Annotated in this window: 27 protein-coding genes and 2 pseudogenes; 13 read left to right on the top strand and 16 right to left on the bottom strand. The window is 72.5% G+C overall.

Annotated features, from left to right (window positions below):
* Nucleotides 1-48: 48 nt before the first annotated feature.
* Together KKZ08_RS25220 and KKZ08_RS25215 are read left to right on the top strand one after the other, a co-directional pair.
* Complete coding sequence (locus KKZ08_RS25220) at nt 49-1191, top strand: magnesium and cobalt transport protein CorA (protein ID WP_223776614.1); 1143 nt, start codon at nt 49-51, stop codon at nt 1189-1191.
* Between the two features lie 41 nt (nt 1192-1232).
* The gene (locus KKZ08_RS25215) at nt 1233-1745 is read left to right on the top strand and encodes a hypothetical protein (RefSeq protein ID WP_223776613.1); all 513 of its coding nucleotides are present in this window, start codon (nt 1233-1235) and stop codon (nt 1743-1745) included.
* Between the two features lie 83 nt (nt 1746-1828).
* On the opposite strand, the gene KKZ08_RS25210 is transcribed toward KKZ08_RS25215, so the two are convergent.
* Nucleotides 1829-2629, bottom strand: coding sequence for a hypothetical protein (locus KKZ08_RS25210; protein WP_223776612.1), 801 nt, complete (start codon nt 2627-2629; stop codon nt 1829-1831).
* 209 nt (nt 2630-2838) lie between these two features.
* On the opposite strand from KKZ08_RS25210, the gene KKZ08_RS25205 reads away from it, so the two are divergent.
* The 3 genes from KKZ08_RS25205 to KKZ08_RS25195 are packed head-to-tail and all read left to right on the top strand — an operon-like array spanning nt 2839 to nt 5868.
* Nucleotides 2839-4119 carry a CBS domain-containing protein gene (locus tag KKZ08_RS25205; RefSeq protein WP_223776611.1) on the top strand — a complete coding sequence of 427 codons (1281 nt, stop codon included), beginning with the start codon at nt 2839-2841 and terminating at the stop codon, nt 4117-4119.
* Nucleotides 4106-4690 carry a DUF1003 domain-containing protein gene (locus tag KKZ08_RS25200; RefSeq protein ID WP_223776610.1) on the top strand — a complete coding sequence of 195 codons (585 nt, stop codon included), beginning with the start codon at nt 4106-4108 and terminating at the stop codon, nt 4688-4690. The genes KKZ08_RS25205 and KKZ08_RS25200 overlap by 14 nt, the downstream gene beginning before the upstream one ends.
* A gap of 44 nt (nt 4691-4734) precedes the next feature.
* Nucleotides 4735-5868 carry an Mrp/NBP35 family ATP-binding protein gene (locus KKZ08_RS25195; RefSeq protein WP_205038926.1) on the top strand — a complete coding sequence of 378 codons (1134 nt, stop codon included), beginning with the start codon at nt 4735-4737 and terminating at the stop codon, nt 5866-5868.
* 77 nt (nt 5869-5945) lie between these two features.
* On the opposite strand, the gene KKZ08_RS25190 is transcribed toward KKZ08_RS25195, so the two are convergent.
* The 5 genes from KKZ08_RS25190 to sigE form a co-directional block, all read right to left on the bottom strand.
* Nucleotides 5946-6614 (bottom strand): hypothetical protein, encoded by a 669-nt coding sequence (locus KKZ08_RS25190; protein ID WP_223776609.1) that lies wholly within the window; start codon nt 6612-6614, stop codon nt 5946-5948.
* 119 nt (nt 6615-6733) lie between these two features.
* A complete protein-coding gene (locus KKZ08_RS25185; RefSeq protein WP_223776608.1) occupies nt 6734-7195 on the bottom strand; it encodes a sec-independent translocase in 462 nt (153 codons plus the stop codon).
* 157 nt (nt 7196-7352) lie between these two features.
* The gene (locus KKZ08_RS25180) at nt 7353-9347 is read right to left on the bottom strand and encodes a trypsin-like peptidase domain-containing protein (protein ID WP_223776607.1); all 1995 of its coding nucleotides are present in this window, start codon (nt 9345-9347) and stop codon (nt 7353-7355) included.
* Nucleotides 9348-9490: 143 nt separating this feature from the next.
* Nucleotides 9491-10534 carry a zf-HC2 domain-containing protein gene (locus KKZ08_RS25175; RefSeq protein ID WP_223776606.1) on the bottom strand — a complete coding sequence of 348 codons (1044 nt, stop codon included), beginning with the start codon at nt 10532-10534 and terminating at the stop codon, nt 9491-9493.
* Nucleotides 10531-11307 (bottom strand): RNA polymerase sigma factor SigE, encoded by a 777-nt coding sequence (gene sigE / locus KKZ08_RS25170; protein ID WP_223776605.1) that lies wholly within the window; start codon nt 11305-11307, stop codon nt 10531-10533. Before sigE ends, KKZ08_RS25175 begins: the two co-directional genes overlap by 4 nt.
* A gap of 153 nt (nt 11308-11460) precedes the next feature.
* On the opposite strand from sigE, the gene KKZ08_RS25165 reads away from it, so the two are divergent.
* Nucleotides 11461-12159, top strand: a complete 699-nt coding sequence (locus KKZ08_RS25165) for an O-methyltransferase (protein WP_223779180.1) — start codon at nt 11461-11463, stop codon at nt 12157-12159.
* A gap of 200 nt (nt 12160-12359) precedes the next feature.
* On the opposite strand, the gene KKZ08_RS25160 is transcribed toward KKZ08_RS25165, so the two are convergent.
* Together KKZ08_RS25160 and KKZ08_RS25155 are read right to left on the bottom strand one after the other, a co-directional pair.
* The gene (locus tag KKZ08_RS25160) at nt 12360-12527 is read right to left on the bottom strand and encodes a DUF3117 domain-containing protein (RefSeq protein WP_003966491.1); all 168 of its coding nucleotides are present in this window, start codon (nt 12525-12527) and stop codon (nt 12360-12362) included.
* Nucleotides 12515-12796 (bottom strand): hypothetical protein, encoded by a 282-nt coding sequence (locus KKZ08_RS25155; RefSeq protein WP_157996500.1) that lies wholly within the window; start codon nt 12794-12796, stop codon nt 12515-12517. The genes KKZ08_RS25160 and KKZ08_RS25155 overlap by 13 nt, the downstream gene beginning before the upstream one ends.
* 37 nt (nt 12797-12833) lie before the next feature.
* On the opposite strand from KKZ08_RS25155, the gene KKZ08_RS25150 reads away from it, so the two are divergent.
* Nucleotides 12834-13634, top strand: coding sequence for an enoyl-CoA hydratase-related protein (locus KKZ08_RS25150; RefSeq protein ID WP_223776604.1), 801 nt, complete (start codon nt 12834-12836; stop codon nt 13632-13634).
* Here KKZ08_RS25150 and KKZ08_RS25145 read toward each other — a convergent pair.
* Both KKZ08_RS25145 and KKZ08_RS25140 read right to left on the bottom strand, forming a co-directional pair.
* A complete protein-coding gene (locus KKZ08_RS25145) occupies nt 13631-14251 on the bottom strand; it encodes a DNA-3-methyladenine glycosylase I (RefSeq protein WP_276573903.1) in 621 nt (206 codons plus the stop codon). The genes KKZ08_RS25150 and KKZ08_RS25145 overlap by 4 nt on opposite strands.
* Nucleotides 14248-14673 carry a DivIVA domain-containing protein gene (locus KKZ08_RS25140; RefSeq protein WP_223776603.1) on the bottom strand — a complete coding sequence of 142 codons (426 nt, stop codon included), beginning with the start codon at nt 14671-14673 and terminating at the stop codon, nt 14248-14250. The genes KKZ08_RS25145 and KKZ08_RS25140 overlap by 4 nt, the downstream gene beginning before the upstream one ends.
* A gap of 123 nt (nt 14674-14796) precedes the next feature.
* On the opposite strand from KKZ08_RS25140, the gene folP reads away from it, so the two are divergent.
* A complete protein-coding gene (folP, locus tag KKZ08_RS25135; protein ID WP_223776602.1) occupies nt 14797-15657 on the top strand; it encodes a dihydropteroate synthase in 861 nt (286 codons plus the stop codon).
* A 47-nt stretch (nt 15658-15704) separates the two neighbouring features.
* Here the strand turns inward: folP and KKZ08_RS25130 are convergent, their stop codons facing one another.
* On the bottom strand, nt 15705-16481 hold the full coding sequence (locus tag KKZ08_RS25130) for a TIGR00730 family Rossman fold protein (protein ID WP_223776601.1): 777 nt from the start codon (nt 16479-16481) through the stop codon (nt 15705-15707).
* Nucleotides 16482-16583: 102 nt separating this feature from the next.
* Complete coding sequence (gene dapE / locus KKZ08_RS25125; protein WP_223776600.1) at nt 16584-17672, bottom strand: succinyl-diaminopimelate desuccinylase; 1089 nt, start codon at nt 17670-17672, stop codon at nt 16584-16586.
* 111 nt (nt 17673-17783) lie between these two features.
* On the opposite strand from dapE, the pseudogene KKZ08_RS25120 reads away from it, so the two are divergent.
* A pseudogene (locus KKZ08_RS25120) lies at nt 17784-18651 on the top strand (heavy metal transporter).
* Nucleotides 18652-18978: 327 nt separating this feature from the next.
* A complete protein-coding gene (locus KKZ08_RS25115) occupies nt 18979-19407 on the top strand; it encodes an ATP-binding protein (RefSeq protein WP_223776599.1) in 429 nt (142 codons plus the stop codon).
* Between the two features lie 66 nt (nt 19408-19473).
* On the opposite strand, the gene KKZ08_RS25110 is transcribed toward KKZ08_RS25115, so the two are convergent.
* Entirely contained in the window at nt 19474-20568 is a 1095-nt protein-coding gene (locus KKZ08_RS25110) for a bifunctional succinyldiaminopimelate transaminase/glutamate-prephenate aminotransferase (protein ID WP_223776598.1), read from the bottom strand.
* 117 nt (nt 20569-20685) lie between these two features.
* Nucleotides 20686-21006, bottom strand: a complete 321-nt coding sequence (gene fdxA / locus KKZ08_RS25105) for a ferredoxin (RefSeq protein WP_018089397.1) — start codon at nt 21004-21006, stop codon at nt 20686-20688.
* A gap of 143 nt (nt 21007-21149) precedes the next feature.
* Here fdxA and KKZ08_RS25100 point away from each other — a divergent pair, with 143 nt between their 5' ends.
* The 3 genes and pseudogenes from KKZ08_RS25100 (at nt 21150) to KKZ08_RS25090 (ending at nt 23970) form a co-directional block, all read left to right on the top strand.
* A complete protein-coding gene (locus KKZ08_RS25100; RefSeq protein WP_223776597.1) occupies nt 21150-22157 on the top strand; it encodes a GNAT family N-acetyltransferase in 1008 nt (335 codons plus the stop codon).
* A gap of 58 nt (nt 22158-22215) precedes the next feature.
* A complete protein-coding gene (locus tag KKZ08_RS25095) occupies nt 22216-23064 on the top strand; it encodes a transglutaminase-like domain-containing protein (RefSeq protein ID WP_223776596.1) in 849 nt (282 codons plus the stop codon).
* Between the two features lie 49 nt (nt 23065-23113).
* A pseudogene (locus tag KKZ08_RS25090) lies at nt 23114-23970 on the top strand (transglutaminase-like domain-containing protein).
* A gap of 16 nt (nt 23971-23986) precedes the next feature.
* Here the strand turns inward: KKZ08_RS25090 and KKZ08_RS25085 are convergent.
* Nucleotides 23987-24637 (bottom strand): response regulator transcription factor, encoded by a 651-nt coding sequence (locus KKZ08_RS25085; protein WP_223776595.1) that lies wholly within the window; start codon nt 24635-24637, stop codon nt 23987-23989.
* Nucleotides 24634-25818, bottom strand: coding sequence for a sensor histidine kinase (locus KKZ08_RS25080; RefSeq protein ID WP_223779178.1), 1185 nt, complete (start codon nt 25816-25818; stop codon nt 24634-24636). Before KKZ08_RS25080 ends, KKZ08_RS25085 begins: the two co-directional genes overlap by 4 nt.
* Nucleotides 25819-25836 lie beyond the last annotated feature (18 nt).

Here is a 25836-nt window from a genome sequence, read left to right as displayed (position 1 = left end):
GGGCAGTTCCACCCGTCGTAGGCGGCCTCCCCTCGAAGGAGCCTGCCCATGTCGATGATCCGCGACCTTCGTGCCGCCGTCCGCCCCTCACTGCGCAAGGACGGCACCCCCTACTCCGCCGCGGCGTCGTCATCGTCCGGGTACGCCTATGACGCGACCCGTGACGCCGCGTCCGCCGTCGTCGACTGCGCCGTCTACCGCGACGGGCGGCGCCTGGAGTGCGCCGACGCCCTCTCCCCGCACGAGGCGATGCTGGAGGTGCGCCGCCAGGGCGGCTTCGCCTGGATCGGTCTGCACGAGCCGACCGAGGCCGAATTCGCCGGTATCGCCGCCGAGTTCGGGCTGCACCCGCTCGCCGTGGAGGACGCGGTCCACGCGCACCAGCGGCCCAAGCTGGAGCGGTACGACGACACGCTGTTCACGGTCTTCAAGACCATCCACTACGTCGAGCACGAGGAACTCACCGCCACCAGCGAGGTCGTGGAGACCGGCGAGGTGATGTGCTTCACCGGCCGGGACTTCTTCATCACCGTCCGGCACGGCGGACACGGCTCGCTGCGCGCCCTGCGCCGCCGCCTCCAGGAGGACCCGGAGCTGCTCGCCAAGGGGCCCTCCGCCGTCCTGCACACCATCGCCGACCACGTCGTCGACGGCTACCTCGCGGTCGCCGACGCGATGCAGGACGACATCGACGAGGTCGAGACCGAGGTCTTCTCCGCGCCGAGCAAGGGCAAGGGGACCGCGCGCGGCGTCGACGCCGGGCGGATCTACCAGCTCAAGCGCGAGGTCCTGGAGTTCAAGCGGGCCGTCTCGCCGCTGCTGCGCCCCATGCTGCTGCTCAGTGAGCGGCCCATGCGGCTCGTCGACCCCGACATCCAGAAGTACTTCCGTGACGTCGCCGACCACCTGACACGCGTCCAGGAGCAGGTCGTCGGCTTCGACGAACTGCTCAACTCGATCCTCCAGGCCAACCTCGCGCAGGCCGCCGTCGCGCAGAACGAGGACATGCGCAAGATCACCTCGTGGGCGGCGATCATCGCCGTGCCGACGGCGGTCTGCGGGGTCTACGGCATGAACTTCGACCACATGCCCGAGCTGCACTGGCGGTTCGGGTACCCGATGGTCCTCGCCCTCATCGGCGGCGTCTGCTTCGCGATCCACCGGACGTTGAAGCGCAACGGCTGGCTGTGACGGGGCGGCCCGCCCCGGCCGTCACTCGATAGGCTGCCGCCATGACTGCTGACGCGCTGCTCGGCCCCGCCCTCGTCGAGGAGGCCACCAAGAAGTCCGGCCTCATCTGGGTGCAGGGCGAGGGCTCCCCCGCGCGGGCGCTGTGGCACGTCTGGCACGAGGGCGCCGCGTGCCTGGTCGGCGACGGGCCGGGCGAGCAGCCGCTGCCGGGGCTCGTCGACGGCGGGCTCGCCGAGGTGACCGTACGCAGCAAGGACAAGGGCGGCCGGGTCATCGCCTGGACGGCGACGGTGAGCGAGCTCGCGGCCGGTTCCGAGGAGTGGGAGGCCGCTGTCGCCGAGCTGAAGGGCAAGCGGCTGAACGCGCTCGACGCGGAGCGGATGCCGCAGCGCTGGGCCGAGGAGTGCCGGGTCGTGCGGCTCGCTCCGCTGGAGGCGACGACGGAGCTGCCCTCGGGGTCGCTCGCGGCGGCTCCGCTGCCCACGGAGGCCACCACCCGCCAGGCGGTGCCCGCGGGGCTTCCCCGGCTGCTGTTCAAGCGCAAGCGCCGCTGAGCTCAGTGCCGTTGCTCCCTGAAGCCTGCCCCTCCGGGGCTCGCTTCTTCTGAATGGCGCACGGCTTCAGAATGGCGCACGGCTTACGACGTCGGGAGCTGCTTGCCGTAGTCGACCATCTCGGACTTGTTCGGCTCCTGGAGAGGGAAGTCCTTGTTCCAGTCGGTGAGTTTGAGGGTGCCCGCGTGGCCGCCGCGGTCCAGGCGCAAGGGGTACGGCTTTCCGTCCAGGGCCACGCTCAGCGTGCCGCCCGCGCCCTCATCGCCGGTGATCTTGATGGTGCGCAGGGCGCCCGACTTCCCCCGGTCGCCCTTGGCCAGTTCGCCGTGCAGGGTGAGCATGCCCTCCAGGAGCACGTCCTTGTCCGTGAAGCCGCTCAGCTGTTCGTAGGCGGGGTCGCCCTTCGGGACCTTCACGTACTTGCCGTCGAGCTTCGCGGCAGCCGCCTCGTCCGCCTTCTGAGGCGTCCCGTCACCCTTGCCGCTACCGCTACCGCTGTTGTTGTCGTTGTCGTCGTGTGTCCAGAACCGCGAGTCGGCCTTCAGGAACAGGTCCTCGCCCACCCGCAGCAGCCGGAACGTCTGCCCCTTGGAGGTGACCGAGCCGGTGCCGCCCTCGCCCTTGAGGCGCATGTCGAGGGTGTAGGTGTGCCCCTTGCTCACCACCGTGCCGGAGAGCCGGACCGCCGAGGCCGCCTGCGCCAGCCTGCTCGACTTGTCCTGGATCTTCGGCGCCGAGAGCTTCCCGACACCGTTCGTGCCGGCGTCCGGATCCTCGGCACTGCCACACCCGGCAAGACTCGTGACCGCCGTGACCACGCCCACGCACATCGCGCTCACGAACGCTGCCCTGCGGGCGCGGCTGGCCAGGGGAAGTGCAGTCACAGGCGGCGCTGCCTCTCGTACGGACGACCTCTACGGCTACGGCAGTACGGCAGCGTACCCGGGTCGGCGCGGCGGAGCGGAGCCAGTCCGTCCGGACCCTCCGCCGGGGCGTATCCGACCGGGACGGGCTAGCCTGAAGCCCGTATTGCCGGACAGAACGGCAGGAATCAGTTCAGCACGTGGGAAGCCCGCGAGAAGGAGGCGCACGCATGGCGGCAGGCGCCCCCAAGATCTTCGTCTCCCACCTCTCCGGCATCCCCGTCTTCGATCCGAACGGCGACCAGGTGGGGCGGGTACGCGACCTGGTGACGATCCTGCGCGTCGGCCGCAGGCCGCCGCGGCTGCTCGGCCTCGTCGTCGAGCTGGCGACCCGGCGCCGCATCTTCCTGCCCATGACCCGCGTCACCGGCATCGAGTCGGGCCAGGTCATCACCACCGGCGTGCTGAACGTACGGCGCTTCGAGCAGCGGCCCACCGAGCGGCTGGTCCTCGGCGAGATGCTCGACCGCCGGGTCCACCTGGTCGAGACCGGCGAGGAGGTCACCGTCCTCGACGTGTCGGTGCGGCAGCTGCCGGCCCGCCGCGACTGGGAGATCGACCGGGTCTTCGTACGCAAGGGGAAAGGCGGCACCTTCCGGCGCAAGGGCGAGACGCTCACCGTGGACTGGACCGCCGTCGACGGGTTCTCCCTGGAGGAGCACGGGCAGGGCGCGGAGAACCTCCTGGCCACCTTCGAACAGCTGCGTCCCGCCGACCTCGCCAACGTCCTGCACCACCTGTCTCCGAAGCGGCGGGCCGAGGTGGCCGCCGCCCTTGACGACGACCGGCTCGCCGACGTCCTCGAAGAGCTGCCCGAGGACGACCAGATCGAGATCCTCGGCAAGCTCAAGGAGGAACGTGCTGCCGACGTCCTGGAGGCCATGGACCCCGACGACGCCGCCGACCTCCTCGCCGAGCTGCCCGAGGACGACAAGGAGCGCCTCCTCACCCTGATGCAGCCGGACGACGCGGCCGACGTGCGACGCCTGATGGCGTACGAGGAGCGCACGGCCGGCGGCCTGATGACGACCGAGCCGATCGTGCTGCGCCCGGACGCCACCGTCGCCGACGCCCTGGCGCGGGTGCGGCAGCAGGACCTCTCCCCCGCACTCGCCGCACAGGTGTACGTGTGCCGGCCGCCCGACGAGACGCCGACCGGCAAGTACCTCGGCACCGTGCACTTCCAGCGGCTGCTGCGCGATCCGCCGTACACGCTCGTCGGCTCGATCCTCGACGACGACCTCCAACCGCTCGCCCCGGGCGCCGCCCTGCCCACCGTCGCCGGCTTCTTCGCTGCGTACGACATGGTGGCGGCGCCCGTCGTGGACGAGGGCGGGGCGCTGCTCGGGGCGGTCACCGTCGACGACGTACTGGACCACATGCTGCCCGACGACTGGCGCGAGACGGAGTTCCACCTGGAGGAGGAGGGAGCGGACGATGGCGGCGGCTGACCGGGAGCGCGAGAACCGCGCCGAGCCCAGGAGTCCACGATTCCGCCTCGACCAGCCGCGCACCCCGCGGCCCAAACTGCTGCCCGACTACGACCCGGAGGCGTTCGGACGGCTCTCGGAGCGGATCGCGCGGTTCCTGGGCACCGGCAGGTTCATCGTCTGGATGACGGTCGTCATCATCCTGTGGGTGGTGTGGAACGTCTCGGCGCCCGCTCATCTCCGCTTCGACCAGTACCCCTTCATCTTCCTCACCCTGATGCTCTCGCTCCAGGCGTCGTACGCCGCGCCGCTGATCCTCCTCGCGCAGAACCGCCAGGACGACCGCGACCGCGTCAATCTCGAACAGGACCGCAAGCAGAACGAGCGGTCGATCGCGGACACCGAGTACCTCACCCGGGAGATCGCCTCGCTGCGCATGGGCCTCGGCGAGGTGGCCACCCGCGACTGGATCCGCTCCGAGCTCCAGGACCTGGTCAAGGAGCTGGAGGACCACCGGCACGAGCAGCGCGGCGAGAACCGCGTCGTATTCCCGTCGGAGGGGTCGCGGGGACGTGACGTAGGCGACCGCTGACGGCCCTTTCCCGGGCGGGGTTACCGCGCCGTACTATCGGGTCTATGGCTACGGAAGACGCGGTGCGTGAAGCACTGGCGACGGTGAACGACCCCGAGATCCAGCGACCCATCACCGAGTTGGGGATGGTCAAATCGGTGGACATCGGCGCCGACGGGGCGGTGGCGGTCACCGTGTACCTGACGGTCTCCGGCTGCCCGATGCGCGAGACCATCACGAAGAACGTGACGGACGCGGTCGCCGCCGTCGAGGGCGTCACGCGCGTCGACGTCACGCTCGACGTGATGAGCGACGAGCAGCGCAAGGAGCTGGCGTCCGCGCTGCGCGGCGGCACCGCCGAGCGCGAGGTCCCCTTCGCCAAGCCCGGCTCGCTGACCCGCGTCTACGCGGTCGCGTCCGGCAAGGGCGGCGTCGGCAAGTCCTCGGTGACGGTGAACCTCGCGGCCGCGATGGCGGCGGACGGCCTGAAGGTCGGCGTCGTGGACGCGGACATCTACGGCCACTCCGTGCCGCGCATGCTGGGTGCCGACGGCAAGCCCACCCAGGTCGAGAACATGATCATGCCGCCGTCCGCGCACGGCGTGAAGGTCATCTCCATCGGCATGTTCACGCCGGGCAACGCCCCGGTCGTGTGGCGCGGCCCGATGCTGCACCGCGCCCTCCAGCAGTTCCTCGCGGACGTCTTCTGGGGCGACCTCGACGTGCTGCTGCTCGACCTGCCGCCGGGCACCGGCGACATCGCGATCTCCGTGGCGCAGCTGGTCCCGAACGCCGAGATCCTCGTCGTGACGACGCCCCAGCAGGCGGCGGCGGAGGTCGCCGAGCGGGCCGGTTCCATCGCCGTGCAGACCCACCAGAAGATCGTGGGTGTCGTCGAGAACATGTCGGGGCTGCCCTGCCCGCACTGCGGCGAGATGGTCGACGTGTTCGGCACGGGCGGTGGCCAGAAGGTCGCCGAGGGCCTCACGAAGACGACGGGCGCCACGGTGCCTGTCCTCGGCTCCATCCCGATCGACGTCCGGCTGCGCGAGGGCGGCGACGAGGGCAAGCCGGTCGTCCTGACCGACCCGGAGTCCCCCGCCGGTTCGGCGCTGCGCACCATCGCGGGCAAGCTGGGCGGCCGTCAGCGCGGCCTGTCGGGCATGTCGCTGGGGATCACCCCGCGCAACAAGTTCTGAGCGTGCCCTGAAGGGGCGCGGGGAACTGCGCGACCAGCCACGGCGGACCCGCAGCCGGCCACGCGCCCGGACAGGCCCTAGGCGTACGCGCCGATGTCCTTGATCACCGAGAAGCCCAGCCCGTACGCGCTCATGCCGCGCCCGTACGCGCCCAGGTGGACGCCCTCCTCCGTGGAGCCCGCGAGGACCCAGCCGTACTCGGACTCGCGGTAGTGGAACGGCGTCGGCGTCCCGTCCACCGGCAGTGAGAGCGTCGACCAGTCGGCGCCCTCCAGGTCGTCCGCGAGGACCCACGCCGTCTCCGTCTGCTGGTCCAGCCAGTCGTCACGCAGGCTGTGGTCCATCTGGCCCGGCCAGGTGTAGGACAGCAGGCCGACGCCGGCGAGCCAGGCCGCCGAGGAGACCGAGGTGGCCTCCAGGAGGCCGGTGCCGTCCGCGCTGCGCCGCACGGGGTTGGCCGCGACGGTCACCACCACCGCGAAGCGTTCCTTGTCGCTGTTGCCGAGGCTTCCCTCGGCGCGGACCGACGGCTCGTCCCCGTGGCCGATCGACCCGTGTTCCACGGAACCGTCCGCCGTCGCGCCGACCCGCATCAGCCAGCGCGGCCCCGTGAAGGCCTCGTCGAGGCCGTACCAGGGGAAGGGCGCCAGCAGGTAGCCGTCGACCATGCGCCGGGCGGAGGGCACCGCTTGTGCGGTGCCGTCCGCGGCCGGCGCCTGCGCGCCTACGCGACTTGTCGTCTCCATGTACCCGGCCGCCTCCTCGCTCTCGTCTGCCCGGAGCGGCCCGCCCCCCTCGGGCGTCCTCACGCCGGACAACAAGGCAGGATAGCCACACCGGTCGGCGGCGGCGGTTCAGGTGATCGTCAGGTGGCGTCCGCGTCGAACGGCGGGCGGTCGGCGGAGTCGAGCTTCCCGGGCTCGGCGGACTTCTTCCGCATGTCCACGCGCGCCCCTGAAGAGGAGGTGGCAGCGGCCGGCGAAGAGGCGTCGGACGAGTCGCTGTCGCGGCCGTGCACGGCGTCCGCGACCTCGTTCATCTCCTTCTTCAGGTCGAAGCCGTTGCGGATCTCCTTGAGCCCGAGCTCGTCGTTGTCGAGCTGCTTGCGGATGAACTTCTTGGGGTTCAGGTCCTCGAACTCGAAGTCCTTGAACTCCGGGCCCAGCTCCTCACGGATGTCCGCCTTCGCGCTGTCCGAGAACTCGCGGATCTTGCGGACCGTGCGGGAGATGTCCTGGATGACCTTCGGCAGCTTGTCGGGGCCGAAGATGAGCACGGCGAGGACGACCAGCGCCACTATCTCGAGTGCGCCAATGTCATTGAACACCTAGAGCTCCTTGCGATGTCCTCAGCCCGCAACAGGTCGTCGTCCGAGGTCTGGACCGTGACCACGGTACCCGCCGCTCATGTCTGTCCGGTAGCCGCTGCGCCACAACCGGGGGCGGACATGGCCGGACCTTTGCCCAGTGGCCCGGCCGCTCCGCTCAGTCCCCGTCCGCCGAGCCGAGCACCAGGGTGACCTCACGGTCGCGGCCGCCGCGCTCGATGGTCAGGTCCAGGCGGTCCTTGGGGCGGTGGGCACGGACCTTGACGATCAGTTCGTCGCTGGAGTGCACGGGCGCGCCGTCCACCTCGGTGATGACGTCGCCGGGCTTGAGGCCCGCCTTGTCGCCGGGGCCGTTCGTGTTGACCGCGGGGCCGCCGTCCTTGCCCTTGTCGGCGATGCGGGCGCCGTCACCGGTGAAGTCGGTGTCGAGCGTGACGCCGATCACGGGGTGCGTCGCCTTGCCGAAGTTGATCAGCTCTTCGGCGACGCGCTTGCCCTGGTTGATGGGGATGGCGAAGCCGAGGCCGATGGAGCCCGCCTGGCCGCCCTTCATGTCCGAGCCGTCACCGGCCGAGCGGATGGCGCTGTTGATGCCGATGACGCGCGCCTTGGAGTCGACGAGCGGTCCGCCCGAGTTGCCCGGGTTGATGGGGGCATCCGTCTGGAGCGCGTCGACGTACGAGATATCGCTGCCGTCGCCCTTCTCGCCGCCCGCGGTGATGGGCCGCTCCTTGGCGCTGATGATCCCGGAGGTCACCGTGTTCGCCAGGTCGAAGGGGGCGCCGATGGCCACGACCGGGTCGCCGACCTGCACGTTCTCGGAGTTGCCGAGGGTCAGCGGCTTCAGGCCCCGGACGTGGGAGACCTTGACGACCGCGAGGTCGTAGCCGGAGTCGCGGCCGATGACCTCGGCCTCGGCGGTGTCACCGCCGCTGAAGGTCACCGTTATCTCGCCGCCGGTGCCTGCGGGCTCCACGACGTGGTTGTTGGTGAGGATGTGGCCCTTGCCGTCGAGGACGAACCCGGTGCCGGTGCCCTGCGCCGAGTCGCCGCTGACGTGCAGGGTCACGACGCCGGGCAGGGCCGCGGCGGCGATGCCGGCGACGCTGCCCCGGGGGCGGTCAGCGGACTCCGCGTCGGCCTGCGGGAGTTCGATCTCGTCGACGCCGTTGCGCTCCAGGTACGAGCCGAGCGCGCCGCCGATGAGGCCGGACACCAGGGCGATGAGGGCGACCCCGACGACCACGAGCCGCCTGGCCCGCTTGCGCTGCTTCTCCCTCGTCTCCGGGGGCAGCGAGCCGATCTGCTGGAGCGGTTGGTTCCAGGGGTCGTACGGCTGCCGTGGCACGCCCTGGGCCCCCTGCGGCTGCCCCGGCTGCGGGGCGCCGCCGTAGGGGCCGGGCGGCCGCACCGGGCGGGGCGGCGTGGTCCCGTGCAGCGGGCGGGGCCCTGGGTGCCGTGCGGGGCGTGCCGCTCTGGGGGCCGCCGGGAGCGTGGTGCCGTGGGCCGGGGTCGCCGCCGGGTGCTGCACCGGCGGTGCGGGCGCCCAGGGACCCGGCTCGCCGTACGGCGGGGTGCTGTACGGGTCGGGGTCATGCAGCGGGAGGGGCCGCTCGGCCTGCGCGGGCTGAGCGAGACCGGCGGGCAGCGCTGTGCCCGTGGCCGGGGTGCCCTGCACGGGGACAGCCGGGCCCGCCTCGGCCTGGGCCGGACCCTGCGGGAAAGCTTCAGTCTGCCCGGCGGCAGGCCGCCCCGTGCCCGTGGCCGGGGTGCCCTGCACGGGGACAGCCGGGCCCGCCTCGGCCTGGGCCGGACCCTGCGGGAAAGCTTCAGTCTGCCCGGCGGCAGGCCGCCCCGTGCCCGTGGCCGGGGTGCCCTGCACGGGGACAGCCGGGCCCGCCTCGGCCTGGGCCGGACCCTGCGGGAAAGCTTCAGTCTGCCCGGCGGCAGGCCGCCCCGTGCCCGTGGCCGGGGTGCCCTGCACGGGGACAGCGGGGCCCGCCTCGGCCTGGGCCGGACCCTGCGGGAAAGCTTCGGTCTGCCCGGCGGCGGGCCGCTCCGGCTCCGCGGCGGGCGGCTGATGCGTGGGCCCCGGCGATCCCTGCCGGGGCCGGCTCCACCACTTGGCCTTCGTGGGCCTGCCCTCGTCCATGCTCTCCCCACAACTGGCCCGCGGCGGACGCCGATTACATGCTCGAACCCGTGCCCGCCAAGTCCCCCCGGCAGGCACGGCCCACCGAGATTCAACCAGGTTCCCGCGCCGAAGCGCAGGGCACCGTCCCTTCGACCGCCGCGTCAGTGCACCCGCGAGGTGCCCAGCAGAGGGCCCGAACCCGGGGGCGCGGTGGCCGTGGTGGTCTCGGCGCCGGTGGTGGCGGTGGTCTCCAGCGGAACCGCACCCGTGCCGACGGGCCCCACCGCGGGCGGCCGGGCGAGGCCGGGCGCCGCAGGGGACCGGTGGTCCGGCTGCGGCGGGCGTATCAGCGGGGAGATCGTGGCGGCGCCCGCCAGCATCGGCGCGGTCAGTTCGTACACCGCGTCGTGCGAGCGGGGCGGCCGTGCGGTCCCGGGCAGCAGCGGGCCCGTCACCTCGGTCGGGGCGACCGGGCCGGAGTGGGCGCCGGGGCGCTGGCCCAGCGCCGACAGCGGATTGCCGGCGCCGCGGCGCCGGACGGAGTCGGGGGTCACGGCGACACCCGAGCCCTGGGTCCGCTGCGGCGTCACATTGCTGTTGGCCTTGGAGCCACTGGCCCGCGGGGCGACGGTATCGGCGGGGACGCCCACCGTGACACCGCCCAGCGCTATGGCGGCCAGCGACACCGCGCCCGCCGCGGCGAACGCGAAGCGCCGACCGCGCCAGAGCGAGCGGTCGCCGTCGTGCCGGGTGACGTCGTGGATGTGGAAGCCTCGCCCCGCGCCGGGCAGCACCCCGGCGTGGGCGCCGGCCGGGACATACCCCACGAAGGGCTCGGTGCTCACGCCGAAGAGGCCGGTCCGCGGCAGTCCGGCGGAACCGGTGGAGCCGGTGACGAACCCGTCCCCGTCGCCGGGATGTCGGGGGCCGTCGGGCGGCTCGGCGCCGCCCGCCGGAAGACCTTGGAGGCGGGCGAGGAAACTCTCGGAGGGCGGCGGCGGTGCCGCCTGCGCGAAGACGCTCTTCACGCGACGCTGGGCGTCCGCCTCGGTCTTGCACATCGGACACGTCGCCAGATGCGCGAGGACGCGCTCGCGCGCGTCATGGCCCAACTCACCGTCCACCAGGGCGGCGAGTCGGTCTCCCAGATGCTGCTCGGCCTCGGCCAGATGCCGCCCGGCAGGATTCGACCGTGATCCACTCACGCGGTCGCGCCCCCTCCTCCCAGCGCCAGAGCCCCCGTGACCGCGAGCGAACGACGCTCGGCGCGGGCCTCGGGAGAGCGGTGCTGGAGGGCCTTGCGCAGCTGCGAGCGGCCCCGGTGGATTCGGCTGCGGACCGTACCGAGCTTGACGCCGAGGGTGGCGGCGATCTCCTCGTACGAAAGGCCCTCGATGTCGCAGAGGACCACGGCGGCGCGGAATTCGGGCGCGAGGGTGTCGAGCGCCTGCTGGACGTCCGCGTCGAAGTGCGTGTCGTTGAACACCTGCTGCGGCGACGGCTCGCGGCTCGGCAGGCGCTCCGCCGCGTCGTCCCCGAGGGCGTCGAAGCGGATGCGCTGCTTGCGGCGCACCATGTCCAGGAAGAGGTTCGTGGTGATGCGGTGCAGCCAGCCCTCGAACGTGCCGGGGGTGTAGGTCGAGAGGGACCGGAAGACACGGACGAAGACCTCTTGGGTGAGGTCCTCGGCGTCGTGCTGATTGCCGGTCAGGCGATACGCCAGGCGGTAGACGCGGCCGCTGTGCGTGCTGACGATCTCCTCCCAGGTGGGCGGAGTCCACGCCTGCGATTCCGCGTCAGCGGCAAAGGTCGCGGTCTGAGCGGAGTCGTTGGCACGGATGCGGTCAGCGGTGTCGGTCACGGATTTCGGCTCACCCGCCAATCCGAGAAAACGCCGCAGCGCTCCTCCCCGATCCGCGGACGCAGCCGCACCTCCCCTGTCGGCTCTGGTGGTGTTGTCCAGTGGAGCCCCTACCATAACCACCTCGCCCGTTAGCTCCGGATAAGCGTTTTTACGTGAATTTGGTACAGGCTTCCGGGCAGCTGTCCTGCCGCATCGGCGCGCCCGCTTCCGGTCTTGATCCATCCGTTACCCCCGCTGGCCTCCCACCCCCTGTAAACGCCCGGTCCCATCTGCGGGTTCCCGGCCCCAACGGATACAGTCACGGCCAGGCAACCACGGGGACAGGAGAGGGCCATTACCGGCAACCGGCAGACGAGCTGGGCGTTCGCCGACGCCTTTGTCGCCGAGGACGAGGCGCTGCGCTGGGCCCGGGACCGGGCCCGGGAGGCAGGGCTGCCCTCGGTGTCGCCCGGCACCGGCGCCGCGCTGCGGATGCTCGCCGCCACGGTTGACGCGAAAGCGGTGGCCGAGATCGGCACCGGCACGGGGGTGTCGGGGATCCACCTGCTGCACGGCATGCGGCCCGACGGTGTGCTGACCACGGTCGACCCCGAGCCGGACCACCAGCAGTTCGCCCGGCAGGCCTTCCGCGCCGCCGGGTTCGCGGGCAACCGCGCGCGCTTCATCCCCGGCAGGGCCCTGGACGTCCTGCCGCGCCTCGCGGACGGCGGTTACGACCTCGTGTTCTGCGACGGCGACCGCGTGGAGTCCATGGAGTACCTCGCTGAATCGTTGCGTCTGCTGCGGCCGGGCGGCCTCGTCTGTTTCGAGGGTGCCTTCGCGGACGGCAGGACCGTGGACTCCGGGCCGCAGCCGGTCGAGGTGCTGCACCTTCGCGAGCTGCTGCGCACCGTGCGGGAGAGTCCGGAGCTGGTGCCTTCGCTGCTGCCGGTGGGGGACGGGCTGCTCTGCGCCGTCAAGCGGTAGCGCTGCGCTCGCTCGGGCGGTTCTCTGTGCTGCCCCGGTGGGGGGTGCCGGGCCCGCTTCTGTGGTGGGTCATGTGCGGGTCGGAGGGGGCTGGTCGCGCAGTTCCCCGCGCCCCTTGCAGGGGCACGGCCCCCGAACGCAATACTGCCCCGGATCGGTGTCGCGGATCCGGGGCAGTGAAAAGTGTTGGCGCTTGCGCGTCAGCCGACGACCTTCTTCAGAGCGTCGCCGAGTGCGTCGGCCTCGTCCGGAGTGAGTTCGACGACAAGTCGTCCGCCGCCTTCGAGCGGAACGCGCATGACGATGCCCCGCCCCTCCTTGGTCACCTCGAGCGGGCCGTCGCCCGTCCGCGGCTTCATGGCCGCCATGCTCGTTCCCCTTCCTGAAACCAGCTCATCGCAGCCGACAACCCAGGTGTCACCGGCATCGAACACATTGCTTCCAGGTCATTATCCCGCATGGCGGGACCCGATGACCAACATCGGTCGGCATCGCTTGCGCAACGCGCGCCCGCAAAACCACCCAATTCGCCGATGTGGCTGCGATACTTCGCCGCCCCATACGCCTCACAGACCCGAAATTCTTTGACGCAGGTCACATATCCGGCCTCATGCCGGAGCCGGATGATCTCCGTCATGCTGAGTCCACGTACTGGACCGACGGAGGGGAACCCCATGGCCGACACCGTGCTCTACGAGGTGAGCGACGGACTCGCGACGATCACGATCAACCGTCCCGAGGCGATGAACGCCATGAACACGGAGGCCAAGGTCGCCCTTCGGGAGGCCGCGCGGTCGGCCGCCGAGGACACCGCCGTGCGCGCCGTTCTGCTCACCGCGACCGGGCGCGCCTTCTGCGTCGGGCAGGACCTCAAGGAGCACATCGGCTCCCTGGCGGCGGACCGCGAGGCCGGTACCGGGCAGACCATGAGCACGGTCAGGGAGCACTACAACCCCATCGTGCGGACGCTGACGGGCATGCCGAAGCCGGTGGTGGCCGGGGTGAACGGCGTCGCCGCCGGCGCGGGCCTCGGCTTCGCGCTCGCCGCCGACTACCGCGTGGTCGCGGACACCGCGTCGTTCAACACCTCCTTCGCCGGGGTCGCCCTGACCGCCGACTCGGGCGTCTCCTGGACGCTGCCGCGCGTGATCGGCCCCGGTCGCGCCGCCGACCTGCTGCTCTTCCCGCGGAACCTGAGCGCCCAGGACGCGTACGACCTGGGGATCGCCAACAAGGTCGTCCCCGCGGCCGAGCTGGCCGCCGAGGCCGCGAAGGTGGCCCGCGCCCTGGCCGAGGGCCCGACCCTCGCCTACGCGGCGCTCAAGGAGTCACTCGCCTACGCGGCGGCCCATTCCCTGGACGAGGCGCTGGACAAGGAGGACGAGCTGCAGAGCAGGGCGGGCGCGTCGCAGGACCACACGATCGCCGTCCAGGCCTTCATCGCCAAGGAGAAGCCGAAGTACCTGGGCCGTTAGGTCGCGTAGGACGCCCGCGAGGCCTCGCGGGCCACGCAGTCCGCGAGGTGGTCGTCGACCAGGCCGCAGGCCTGCATGAGGGCGTACGCCGTGGTGGGACCGATGAAGCGGATGCCGCGCTTCTTGAGGGCCTTGGACAGGGCGATGGACTCGTCGGTGATCGCGGGCACGTCGGCGAGGACCCTCGGGGCCTCGCGGGAGGCGGGGTCCGGCGCGAACGACCAGATCAGGGCGTCCAGTTCGCCCTCGGCCCAGTCGGCGAGCACGCGCGCGTTGGCGAGGGTCGCGTCGATCTTGGCGCGGTTGCGGATGATGCCCGGGTCGGCGAGGAGCCGCGCACGGTCCTCGTCGGTGAACTCCGCGACCGCGGCGATCTTGAAGTCGGCGAAGGCCGCGCGGAAGCCCTCGCGGCGGCGCAGGATCGTGATCCAGGAGAGGCCGGACTGGAAGGCCTCCAGGCAGAGCCGTTCGTAGAGCGCGTCGTCGCCGTGGACCGGGCGGCCCCACTCGCCGTCGTGGTACGCGACGTAGTCCTCGGTGGACAGGCCCCAGGGGCAGCGCAGCGCGCCGTCCGGACCCGGGACCGCGCCGCTCTCGCTCTCGCTCTCGGTGCTCACTGGTCGTCGTCGCCCTTCTGGTCCTTCGGCTGAGCGGTGTCCTCGGCCTTGTCGTCGGCGGCCGCCTCGTGGGGGCGCGGGTCGTACCCCTCGAAGAGGGCGGGGCCCGCGACCGCCGTGGCCTGGGCGCCGGCCAGGGCCGCCTCCAGCTCGGCGATGCGGGCGTCCCGCTCGGCCAGCTCCGCGCCGACGCGGCCGAGCACGTCGTCCACCTCGCCCATGTGATAGCCGCGCAGGGCCGTCGGGAAGCGGACGGCGTCGACGTCGGCCCGGCGCAGCGGACGGTCGACGGGCAGCGGGTCGGTGAACCGCTCGGGCGGGGCATCGGGCAGGGCGGCGCTCTCACCGCCGCCGACCACGGCGAGGGTCACCGCGCCGACCACCACCACGAGGGCGATGACCAGGAACAAGAACAAGACCATGGCGTAGGCCCCCACGCTCGACTGCCCGTGCTGAAACTGTCAGGGTCCGATCGTGCCATGTGGCTGTGACAGTTAAGGTCGCAGGCGGCCGCACGCGACGAGGACCCAGGAGGGCCACAGGGGATGCTCAGGCTTGGCAGGCGCGAGTTCGACGCGCACGAGCCGGTGATCATGGCGATCGTGAACCGGACCCCGGACTCCTTCTACGACCGGGGCGCCACGTTCCGCGACGAGCCCGCGCTCGCCCGGGTGGAGCAGGCGGTGGCCGAGGGCGCCGCCATCATCGACATCGGCGGGGTCAAGGCGGGCCCCGGCGAGGAGGTCACGGCGCAGGAGGAGGCGCGCCGCACGGTCGGCTTCGTCGCCGAGGTGCGCAAGCGGTTCCCCGAGGTGGTGATCAGCGTCGACACCTGGCGGCACGACGTCGGCGAGGCGGTCTGCGAGGCCGGCGCCGATCTGCTCAACGACGCCTGGGGCGGTGTCGACCCCAAGCTCGCGGAGGTCGCCGCGCGGTACGGCGCCGGCCTGGTGTGCACGCACGCGGGCGGCGCCGAGCCGCGGACGCGGCCGCACCGCGTCACGTACGACGACGTGCTGGCCGACATCCTGCGCGTGACGGTGGGCCTGGCCGAGCGGGCGGTCGGGCTGGGCGTCCCGCGCGAGTCCGTGCTGATCGACCCGGGGCACGACTTCGGCAAGAACACCCGGCACAGTCTCGAAGCCACCCGGCGGCTCGGCGAGATGGTGGAGACGGGCTGGCCCGTGCTGGTCTCGCTGTCCAACAAGGACTTCGTCGGCGAGACCCTGGACAAGCCGGTCAAGGAGCGGGTGATCGGCACGCTGGCGACGACGGCGGTCTCGGCGTGGCTGGGCGCGCAGGTCTACCGCGTGCACGAGATCGCGGAGACGAAGCAGGTCCTGGACATGGTGGCCGCCATCGCGGGGCACCGGCCCCCGGCGGTCGCCCGCCGGGGACTCGCCTGAACCACACCGGCGCCCCCTGAACTCCCTTGAACTCCCCCGAGGGGAAGTTACGTTCCGACTTCCTTGGTCACCAGGGAGATGGCCTCTTCCACGTCGTCCGTGACGTGGAAGAGGAGCAGGTCGGCCTCCGAGGCCTTGCCCTGGGCGATGACCGTGTTCTTCAGCCAGTCGATCAGGCCCTGCCAGTACTGCGAGCCGAACAGGACGATCGGGAAGCGCGTGACCTTGCGGGTCTGGACGAGGGTGAGCGCTTCGAAGAGCTCGTCCAGGGTGCCGAGGCCGCCGGGCAGCACCACGAAGCCCTGGGCGTACTTCACGAACATCGTCTTGCGGACGAAGAAGTAGCGGAAGTTCACGCCGATGTCGACATACGGGTTCAGGCCCTGCTCGAAGGGGAGCTCGATGCCGAGGCCGACCGAGGTGCCCTTCGCCTCGACGGCGCCTTGGTTGGCGGCCTGCATGGCGCCGGGCCCGCCGCCCGTGATGACGGCGAAGCCGGCCTCCACGAGCGCCCGGCCGATCTCGACCCCCGCCGCGTACTCCGGTGAGCCCGCGGGAGTGCGCGCCGAGCCGAAGACGCTGATCGCGGGCGGGAGTTCGGCGAGGGTGCCGAAGCCCTCGATGAACTCGGACTGGATGCGCAGGACCCGCCAGGGGTCGGTGTGCACCCACTCGGAGGGGCCTTTGGAGTCGAGGAGACGCTGATCGGTGGTGCCTGCCTGGACCTTGTCGCGGCGGCGCAGCACCGGCCCGAGCCGCTGCTCCTCGGGACGCTTCCTGGCAGCGGGGGCACCACTGTCTGGGCTGGCATTGGGGTCGGTCATCGTCTGCTCCCTCCACGCGTGCGTGCCTCACAGCGTAGATCTACGCGGGTTACGCCCGAGGGACCTCGGGATGTCCGGCCCCCAAGCCGCCCGGGAAGCCGCCTACGAGGTCAGCCAGGAGCGCAGCCGCTCCTCCGCCTCCGGGATCAGCGAGGCCTTCACACGCTCGTCGATCTTGTGGGCGAGCAGCGGGTCGCCGGGGCTGAAGTTCACCGCGGGCACGCCGAGCGCGCTGAAGCGGGAGACGTCCGTCCAGCCGAACTTGGGGCGGGCCTCGCCGCCGACGGCCGCCATGAACGCGGCGGCCGCCGGGTGGGTGAGGCCGGGGCGGGCCGGGCCGGTGTGGTCGTCGACGATGAACTCGTCGACGCCGCAGTCCGCGAAGTAGTCGCGTACGAAGGCGAGGGCTTCCTCCTCGCTGCGGTCCGGCGCATAGCGGAAGTTGACGGTGACGGTGCACTCGTCGGGGATGACGTTGGTGGCGACGCCGCCCTCGATGCGGACGGCGTTGAGGCCCTCGTGGAACTCAAGGCCCTCGACGACCGGCTTGCGCGGTTCGTACGCGGCGAGCTTCGTCAGGATCGGGGTGGCCGCGTGGATGGCGTTGGAGCCCATCCACGCGCGCGCGGAGTGCGCGCGCACCCCCTTGGTCCTCAGCAGGACCCGCAGGGTGCCCTGGCAGCCGCCCTCCACCTGGCCGTCGGTCGGCTCCAGGAGGACCGCGAAGTCGCCCGCCAGCCAGTCGGGGTGCGCCTCGGCGACGTGCCCGAGGCCGTTCAGGTGGGCGGCCACTTCCTCGTTGTCGTAGAAGACGAAGGTGAGGTCGCGGTTGGGCTCGGTCACCGTCTGGGCGATGCGCAGCTGGACGGCGACGCCCGACTTCATGTCGCAGGTGCCGCAGCCCCACAGGACGCCGTCCTCGTCCAGGCGGGAGGGCACGTTGGGAGGATTGTCCGCGATCGGCACCGTGTCGATGTGCCCGGCGAGGACGACCCGCTCCGCGCGGCCCAGATTCGTGCGGGCCACCACGTTGTTGCCGAGCCGGTCGACCGTGAGGTGCGGCAGGCCGCGCAGGGCCGCCTCGATGGCGTCGGCGAGGTCCTTCTCCGAGCCGCTCGGGGACGGGAAGTCGACGAGCCGGGCGGTCAGCTCGGTGGCGTCCAGCGTGAGGTCAAGCGCGGTCTGAGGCATGCGGAAGACCCTAACGCCAGAGAACTCCACGGGGCGCGCGGGCCTGTCGGTGGACTCCAGTACCTTGGACGCGTGCCTGAGCCCCCCACCCCTTTCCTCCGGCGCGGCCGCATCCGCCGTCTCACGGCCGCGGTCGTCGTGCTGCTCGCCGTCGTGGGTTATGTGGCGGTGCAGTACGTCTACGGGGGCAAGCCCGCCCCCCGGTGCACGGTGGTCTCGGGGGGCGACGACGGCGCGTCGTACGAATTCACCGCGGAGCAGGCGCGGAACGCCGCGACGGTCGCCGCCGTCGGCACCTCGCGCGGCATGCCCGAGCGCGCCGTGACCATCGCCCTGGCGACCGCCCTCCAGGAGTCGGGGCTGCGCAACATCCGGCACGGCGACCGGGATTCGCTCGGGCTCTTCCAGCAGCGCCCCACGCAGGGCTGGGGCGACGAGCGCCAGATCATGGACCCGGCGTACGCGTCGGCCCGTTTCTACGAGCACCTCGCCGAGGTCCCCGGCTATTCGCGCCTGCCGCTGACGGTCGCCGCGCAGCGCGTGCAGCGCAGCGGCTTTCCGCAGGCCTACGCCAAGCACGAGCCGGACGCCGTGCTGCTCGCCGCCGCGCTCACCGGCCGCGCGCCCGCCACGTTCACCTGCGAGGGCCGCCCGGGCACGGATCCCGGCGGCCCGGCGAGGTGCAGGCCGCGCTCGTGCGCGACTTCGGCCGCGAGGTGCGGCCCGACGCCGCCAGGGGCGCACGGTGACGGTCCCGGTGCCCGCCACGGCCGCCGCCGACGGCAGGGCCCCGCGGCGGGGCTGGGAGCTGGCGCACTGGGCGGTGGCGCAGGCCTCGGCGCTGCGTGTCGAGCGCGTCTCGTACGGCGGCCGGGAGTGGCGTGCCTCGGACCCGGGGGCGTGGCGCGAGGTGCGCCGGAACGGGGCCGCGGGGCCCGGCGGCGCCCTCGACGAGGTCCGAATCGTCACTGGGCAGTAGTGCGGCCGGTCACCCGATCGAGGGGCGGCGAGCACGGCACGGCGACGCGCCGCCCGGATTTCCCGCGGGTCTGCCGAGGCACCCTGAAAGGCCGTGCGGCCAAAGGGAATTAAGGTTTCGGCAGCGCTCCGGAAACACGAGCTTTTTGCCCGTTTTTATCCAGAGCCGATAATGCGACGCATTGCCAACTCTTTACGTTGGCGCACCGCAACCTTCGCGGGCTTCGAGCGGTATCCACTGTGTCCGATCGCCGGAAGCCATCCGGTGGGACGCCGGAACCGAACCGGCCGGACACCCCAACGTTCTCTCCCCGTCTGAAGGAGCATCATGTCCCTCCCCCTGACCCGCCGGATCGCCCGCGCCGCGCTGCTCAGCGCAGCAGGCGCAGCTTCCGTGGTCGGTGCGGCCGGCTCCGCGAGCGCCGTTGGCCTGCCTGCTGCCCCCGACCTGGGCGGGCTGACCGCGCTGGACGGCGCCGGCATCGGCGACACCGTCGACGGCGCCGCCCAGAAGACCACCAAGGTCGCCGGTGACACCGGCAGCAAGGCCGTGAAGAAGGGCGTCCCGACCGCGGGCAAGGTCGTCGGCAAGAGCGCCAAGACCGCGACCCCCGCCGCGCAGAAGGCCGCCGGTGACCTCGCGGCCAGCGCCGGTGAGGTGGTCGGCGAGACGGCGGGCACGGCCACCGGCGCCGGTCTGCCCACCGACGGTGTCGCCAAGGGCGGTCTGCCGACCCAGGGCCTGCCTCTCGGCTGATCACTCGCACCTCATGACGCAGGGCCCGGAGCCGATGGCTCCGGGCCCTGCGTCGTGCTCAGGGGCTCACCCCAGGCGCTCGACCGCCGCGGCCACCCGCTCGTCCGTCGCCGTCAGCGCCACGCGCACGAAGCGGTCGCCCGCCGGGCCGTAGAAGTCGCCGGGCGCCACGAGGATGCCGAGCCCGGCGAGGTGGCCGACGGTGTCCCAGCAGGACTCCTCGCGCGTCGCCCACAGATACAGGCTCGCCTCACTGTGCTCAATCTGGAAGCCGTGCTTCAGGAGGGCGTCGCGCAGGGCGGCGCGCCGGGCCGCGTACCGCTCGCGCTGCTCGCGGACGTGCTCGTCGTCCCCGAGCGCCGCGACGACGGCGGCCTGGGTCGGCGCGGAGGTCATCATGCCGCCGTGCTTGCGGATCTGCAGCAGGTCGCCGAGGACGGCCGCGTCACCGGCGATGAACGCGGCGCGGTAGCCGGCGAGGTTCGACCGCTTGGAGAGCGAGTGGACGGCGACGATCCCGTCGTACGAACCGCCGCACACGTCCGGGTGCAGCACCGAGACCGGGTCGGCCTCCCAGCCGAGCTCCAGGTAGCACTCGTCGCTGACCAGCAGCACGCCGTGCTCGCGCGCCCAGGCGACGGTGCGGGTCAGCTCCTCGGCCGTGAGGACCCGACCGGTCGGGTTGGAGGGCGAGTTCAGCCACAGGAGCTTGAGGCGGGTGGGGTCGAGGTCCGTGGGCTCGTCGTAGGCCACGTAGTCGGCACGGGCGAGCCGGGCGCCCACCTCGTACGTGGGGTAGGCGAGGCGGGGGTAGGCGACGACGTCGCCGGGGCCGAGCCCCAGCTGCGTCGGGAGCCACGCCACCAGCTCCTTGGAGCCGACGACCGGCAGCACCTCGCGGTGCGTGATGTCCTGTGCGCCAAGCCGCCGCCGGCACCAGCCGGTGATCGCGTCGCGCAGCTCGGGGGTGCCCCACACCGTCGGATAGCCCGGCGAGTCGGCGGCCCCGACGAGGGCCTTCTGGATCAGCTCGGGGACCGGGTCGACCGGCGTCCCCACGGACAGGTCGACGATGCCGCCCGGGTGCGCGGCCGCCGTGGCCTTGTAGGGCTCCAGCTTGTCCCAGGGGAAGGCGGGAAGCCGATCGGAGACTGCGGACACGTGCTCACTCCCGTGGTGCGCTTGTTCTTCGGGGGCGCCTCGCACGCTCCCGTGGAAACACCTCGGTCCCGTACGCGGGACGTGCCGTACGGGACCGGGGCGGTGCTCAGGCCGTCGTTACTGGTTCTGCGGCGGCAGTGCGGCGATGAAGGGGTGGTCGCGCTCGATCAGGCCGAGCTTGCTCGCGCCACCGGGCGAACCGAGCTCGTCGAAGAACTCGACGTTCGCCTTGTAGTAGTCCTTCCACTCCTCGGGAGTGTCGTCCTCGTAGAAGATCGCCTCGACCGGGCAGACCGGTTCACAGGCACCACAGTCGACGCATTCGTCCGGGTGGATGTACAAGGACCGGGAGCCCTCGTAAATGCAGTCGACCGGGCACTCCTCGATGCACGCCTTGTCCTTGACGTCGACACAAGGCTGCGCGATGACGTAGGTCACGCTGTCGTTCCTCCTCGATACGGGCGTTGGCGGGCCGTCCTCAGGCTCCGCTCGCCTGGCGCGCGGGAGCGCGGCGTCGTCGATGCCCGCACCTAGTATCTCCGTTCCTGGGCATGATCCGAACAGGAGGGGCGTACAGAGCTGTGGAATTCACTGCGGGCGGACGGCTTGAGGTCCGCATCACCCCTGCTGACGTGGGGAAACGGGTCTCCGTCCGGCGCCTGGGTGAGGCGGGAGAACCCGGGGGCAAGTTCACCGACACGGTCGGTGTTCTCACATCGTGGACCAATGGTGTGGTGGTCATCACACGGCGGAACGGCGAGAGCGTCCGCATCCCGGAACACTCCCTGGTCGCGGGCAAGGTCGTGCCGTCGGCACCGGCCCGCCGGCGGGGCCCCGCCGCCTCGTACGCCGAGCTGGCCCGGGTCTCCGCGCGGGCCTGGCAGCCGGTGGAGAGCGAGCGGCTCGGCGACTGGGAGCTGCGGGCCTCGTCCGGCTACATGCGCCGCCTCAACTCGGTGCTGCCGCTGGGCGACCCGGGACGGCCGCTGGACGAGGCGCTGAGTTACGTACGCCAGTGGTACGCGGCCCGCGGGCTGCCCGCCCGCATCCAGGCCGCGACCGGCGCCGAGGGCACCCAGGAGCTGCTCTGCGCCGAGCTGGCGGCGCGCGGGTGGGAGCGCGAGGTGAGCGCTGAGCTGCACATCGGCGCTCTCGCGCCGATCGCCGATCCGAATGTCGACGTGGACGTGTCGCGCGTAGACCTGTCCCGGTCCTGCGGCGAGGCGTGGCTGCGGCGCTACGGGCGGTCCGGGGACTTGGCACCTCATGTGCCCAAGGTGCTGGCGAGCGGGCCCTCGGTGTGGTTCGCTTCCGTGCCCGGGAGCGGTGACTCCATGGCCGCGATCGGGCGGTGCGTGGTGGACGGACGCTGGGCCGGGTTCATGGCGGTCGAGGTGGACCCGGAGCACCGGCGGCAGGGACTCGCCACCGCGGTGATGACCGCGCTGGCCCGTCAGGCCCTGTCCGACGGCGCGTCGGCGGCCTGGCTCCAGGTCGAGGAGGGCAACGACGGTGCGCGGGCGCTGTACGGCCGGATGGGCTTCGCGGCGCATCACGCCCATCACCACTACCGGCACGGCGGGGCCTGAGCGGGAGCGGCCCGGCGGGGTCAGCACGGCACGGCACGGAAAGCAGCCCGGCGAGGGCATGAGACACGAGGCACGTATGCACGCGGAGTCCGGCGAATGGCGGCGGCGGTTCGCCGAAGAGGCACGGTCCGAACGGCCCGGACTCGCCCTGCTGTGTCTGCTGATCGGCACGGAGGCCGACCCCTCACTGGACGAGGCGGGCATCGACGCCGCCGAGATCGAGCTGGACCGGCTCGCGGGGCTGCTGCCCTTCCGGCCCGGCGGGCCCCGCGCGTGGGCGTCGGCGATGGCCGAACTCCTCGGTGAACAGTGCGGGTTCGAAGGGACGCCGGGCGACTACCAGCGGCTTGAGTCCTCCCTGCTGCACGAGGTGCTGCGGCGCCGCAGGGGGCTGCCGATCCTGCTCTCCGTCGTGTGGATGGAGGTGGCGCGGCGGGCGGGCGCTCCCGTGTACGGGGTAGCGCTGCCGGGCCACTTCGTGGTCGGCTTCGGGCCCCGCGACGACCAGGTGCTCGCCGACCCCTTCGACGGCGGACGGCTGCTGACAGGGCAGGACGCGGAGCTGCTGGTGGCGGGAACCGCGGGCACCGGGATCCAGCCGTCGATGCTGACGCCCGCCGACCCGCTGAACATCGTGCAGCGCATCCTCAACAACATCCGCGCCTGGGCCGCCGCGCGTCCCGAGCGCTCGGAGGTCGCGCTGTGGGCCCTCGACCTCTCGCTGCTGCTGCCCGCGCACCCGGCGCGGCTGCGCTACGAACGCGCCCAACTCCTCGTCCAGCGCGGCGACTTCCTCGGCGGCGCGGCGGAGCTCGACGAGTACGCCGACGTGGTGACGGCCGTGGAGCCGACCACGGCGGACCGGGTGCGCCAGCAGGCGCGGGCGGCCCGGGCCATGCTGAACTGAGCGGCCGGGGCGGCGGTACTCGATCGGGCCGACCGGGCACGAGGGACGTATGCATCCCCGACCCCCCCAAGCCACCGAGTGGCGGCGGCTGTTCGCCGCCGAGGCCGGTGCCCCGCGGCCCGATCTCGCGCTGCTGTGCCTGCTGATCGGCGCGGAGGCCGACCCCTCCCTCGGCCGGCAGGACATCGACCGGGCCCGGCGCCTGATCGGGCGGCTCGCGGAACGGGCCGCGCACGGCCACCGGGCCCGCGGCGCCGTCGGCCCCCGCGCGTGGGCCGACGCCCTGGCCGAACTCCTCGGCGCGCAGTTCGGGTTCAGGGGCAGGCCGGGTGATTACCAGCGCCTGGAGGCCTCCCTGCTGCACCGGGTGCTGCGGCGCCGCGGCGGGCTGCCGATCCTGCTCTCCGTGCTGTGGATGGAGGTGGCGCGGCGCGCGGGCGCTCCCGTGTACGGGGTGGCGCTGCCGGGCCACTTCGTGGTCGGCTTCGGGCCCCGCGACGACCAGGTGCTCGCCGACCCCTTCGCCGGTGCGGGCGCGTCCTGACCGGCACCGACGTGGAGCTGCTCGTCGCGGCGGCCACCGGCGGGCCGCCCGCGCCCTCGATGCTGGACCCCGCGGACACCCTGGACATCGTGCGGCGCGTCCTGAACAACATCCGCGCCTGGGCCGCCGCGTGCCCCGAGCGCCGCGACGTCTCGCTCTGGGCGCTCGAACTGTCCCTGCTCCTGCCGTCGCCACCGGCCCGGCTGCGTTACGAACGGGCCCAAGTCCTCGTACAGAAGGGTGACTTCGTGACAGGTGCGCGGGAGCTCGACCGTTACGCCGACGAGGTGGCCGGGCGGGACGCGGCCACGGCCGACCGGGCGCGGCTCCAGGCGCGGGGCGCGCGGGCGCTGCTGAACTGAGCGGCCGGGCCGCGGGTCAGAGCCAGCCCTTGTCGCGGGCCGTCCTGACCGCCTCCGCGCGGTTGCGGACGGCGAGCTTCTGGATGGCCGTGGAGAGGTAGTTGCGGACCGTGCCCCGGGAGAGGTGCAGGGCGTCGGCCAGCTCGGCGTTGGTGGCCCCGCCGGCCGCGGCCCGCAGGACCTCGCGCTCGCGGTCGGTGAGAGGGTTCGCGCCCTCCGCGAGGGCCGCCGCCGCCAGCGTCGGGTCGATGACCCGCTCCCCCGCGAGGACCTTGCGCACGGCCTCGGCGAGCTGGGCGGCCGGGGCGTCCTTGACGAGGAACGCGTCGGCGCCGGACTCCATGGCGCTGCGCAGATAGCCGGGACGCCCGAAGGTGGTCAGGACCACGATCTTCGACTCGGGGCGCGCGGCACGCAGTTCGGCCGCCGCTTCGATGCCCGTGCACCCGGGCATCTCGATGTCGAGGAGCGCCACGTCCACGTCGTGGGCGCGGGCCGCCGCGAGCACCTCGTCGCCGCGGGCCACCTGGGCGACGACCTCGATGTCCGGCTCCAGGCCGAGCAGCGCCGCGAGTGCCTCGCGGACCATCGACTGGTCCTCGGCGAGGAGCACCCTGATCGTCGCGCTCCCGCCCCCTGCCACCCTGTGGCCGTCCTCGCTGGTCATGAGGGGGATCCTACGGCCGTCCCGGCCATCGGGACGCGGGCCGCCAGGCGGAAGCCGCGGCGGCCCGCCGGGCCCGTCTCCAGGGCACCGCCGACCGCTTCCACGCGCTCGGCGAGGCCCGTCAGGCCGTTACCCGCGGCCGTGCCCTGGCCGCCCACGCCGTCGTCCTCCACGGTCAGCTCAAGGAGCGGCCCGGCGAGGGTCTGGCGGGCCGTGAACGCCACCGTGCAGCGCCGGGCGCCGCTGTGCCGCACGACGTTGGTCACGGCCTCCCGCAGCGCCCAGGCGAGCGCCGCCTCGCCGTCCTCGCCGGGCAGTTCGGCCGGTGCCCGGAGCGGGAGGCCCGGCTCGATGCCCGCGGCGGTCAGCGCCGTGCGGGCGCCCGCCAGCTCGCCGGCCAGGGTGCGCCTGCGGTACCCGGAGACGGCCTCGCGGACGTCCACCAGGGCCTGGCGGCTGACCTGCTCGATGTCGGCGACCTGCTGGGCGGCCTTGTCGGGGTGGTCGGGGAGCATCCGCCCGGCGAGCTCGCTCTTGAGCGTGATCAGGGAGAGCGAGTGGCCGAGCAGGTCGTGCAGGTCCCTGGCCAGCCGCAGCCGCTCCTCGTTGGCGGCGAGCTGGGCGACGGTGGCCCGTGCCTGGCGGAGCTGGATCGCCGTACGGACCAACTGGCGTACGCCGCTCATCGCGAAGCCGATGAGGACGTTGAGCACCACGAGGTTGCCGAGGAGGTCCTGGAGGCTGTCGGTGCGCAGACCCACCCCGATCAGCACGGCGGTGACCGCCGGGATGATCCAGGCCGCCTGGCGCGGCGGCAGCACCGCGCCCGCGGACACGGAGACGTAGACGAACAGGCCCAGCCAGCTGGTGCCGAAGCTGAACGCGAGGATCACCGCCAGGGCGAACTGCGCCGCGAACCAGCCGTGCACCCTGCCCCAGTCGAGCACCTTGGAGGTGTACCGGAAGACGAGCGAGAGGTAGCAGACCACGAAGACCGTCAGGCCCAGCCAGCCGAGCACCGTGGCCGCGGCGGTGCGCTCCGCTGTCAGGAGGTCCCGCACGGGGCTCGCCAGGAAGACCAGCCAGATGCCGATCCACAGCGCCTTGCCGAGGATCTGGCGGCGGTCCCGGACGGGCTGCCCGAAGGTGTACAGCGGGTGGGACCCTTCGCCGCCTCCCATGTCGTACGCGTCCGTGGC

The organism is Streptomyces sp. 135 (assembly GCF_020026305.1).
Lineage (GTDB): Bacteria > Actinomycetota > Actinomycetes > Streptomycetales > Streptomycetaceae > Streptomyces.
This window is presented reverse-complemented; position numbering and strand designations above follow the sequence as displayed.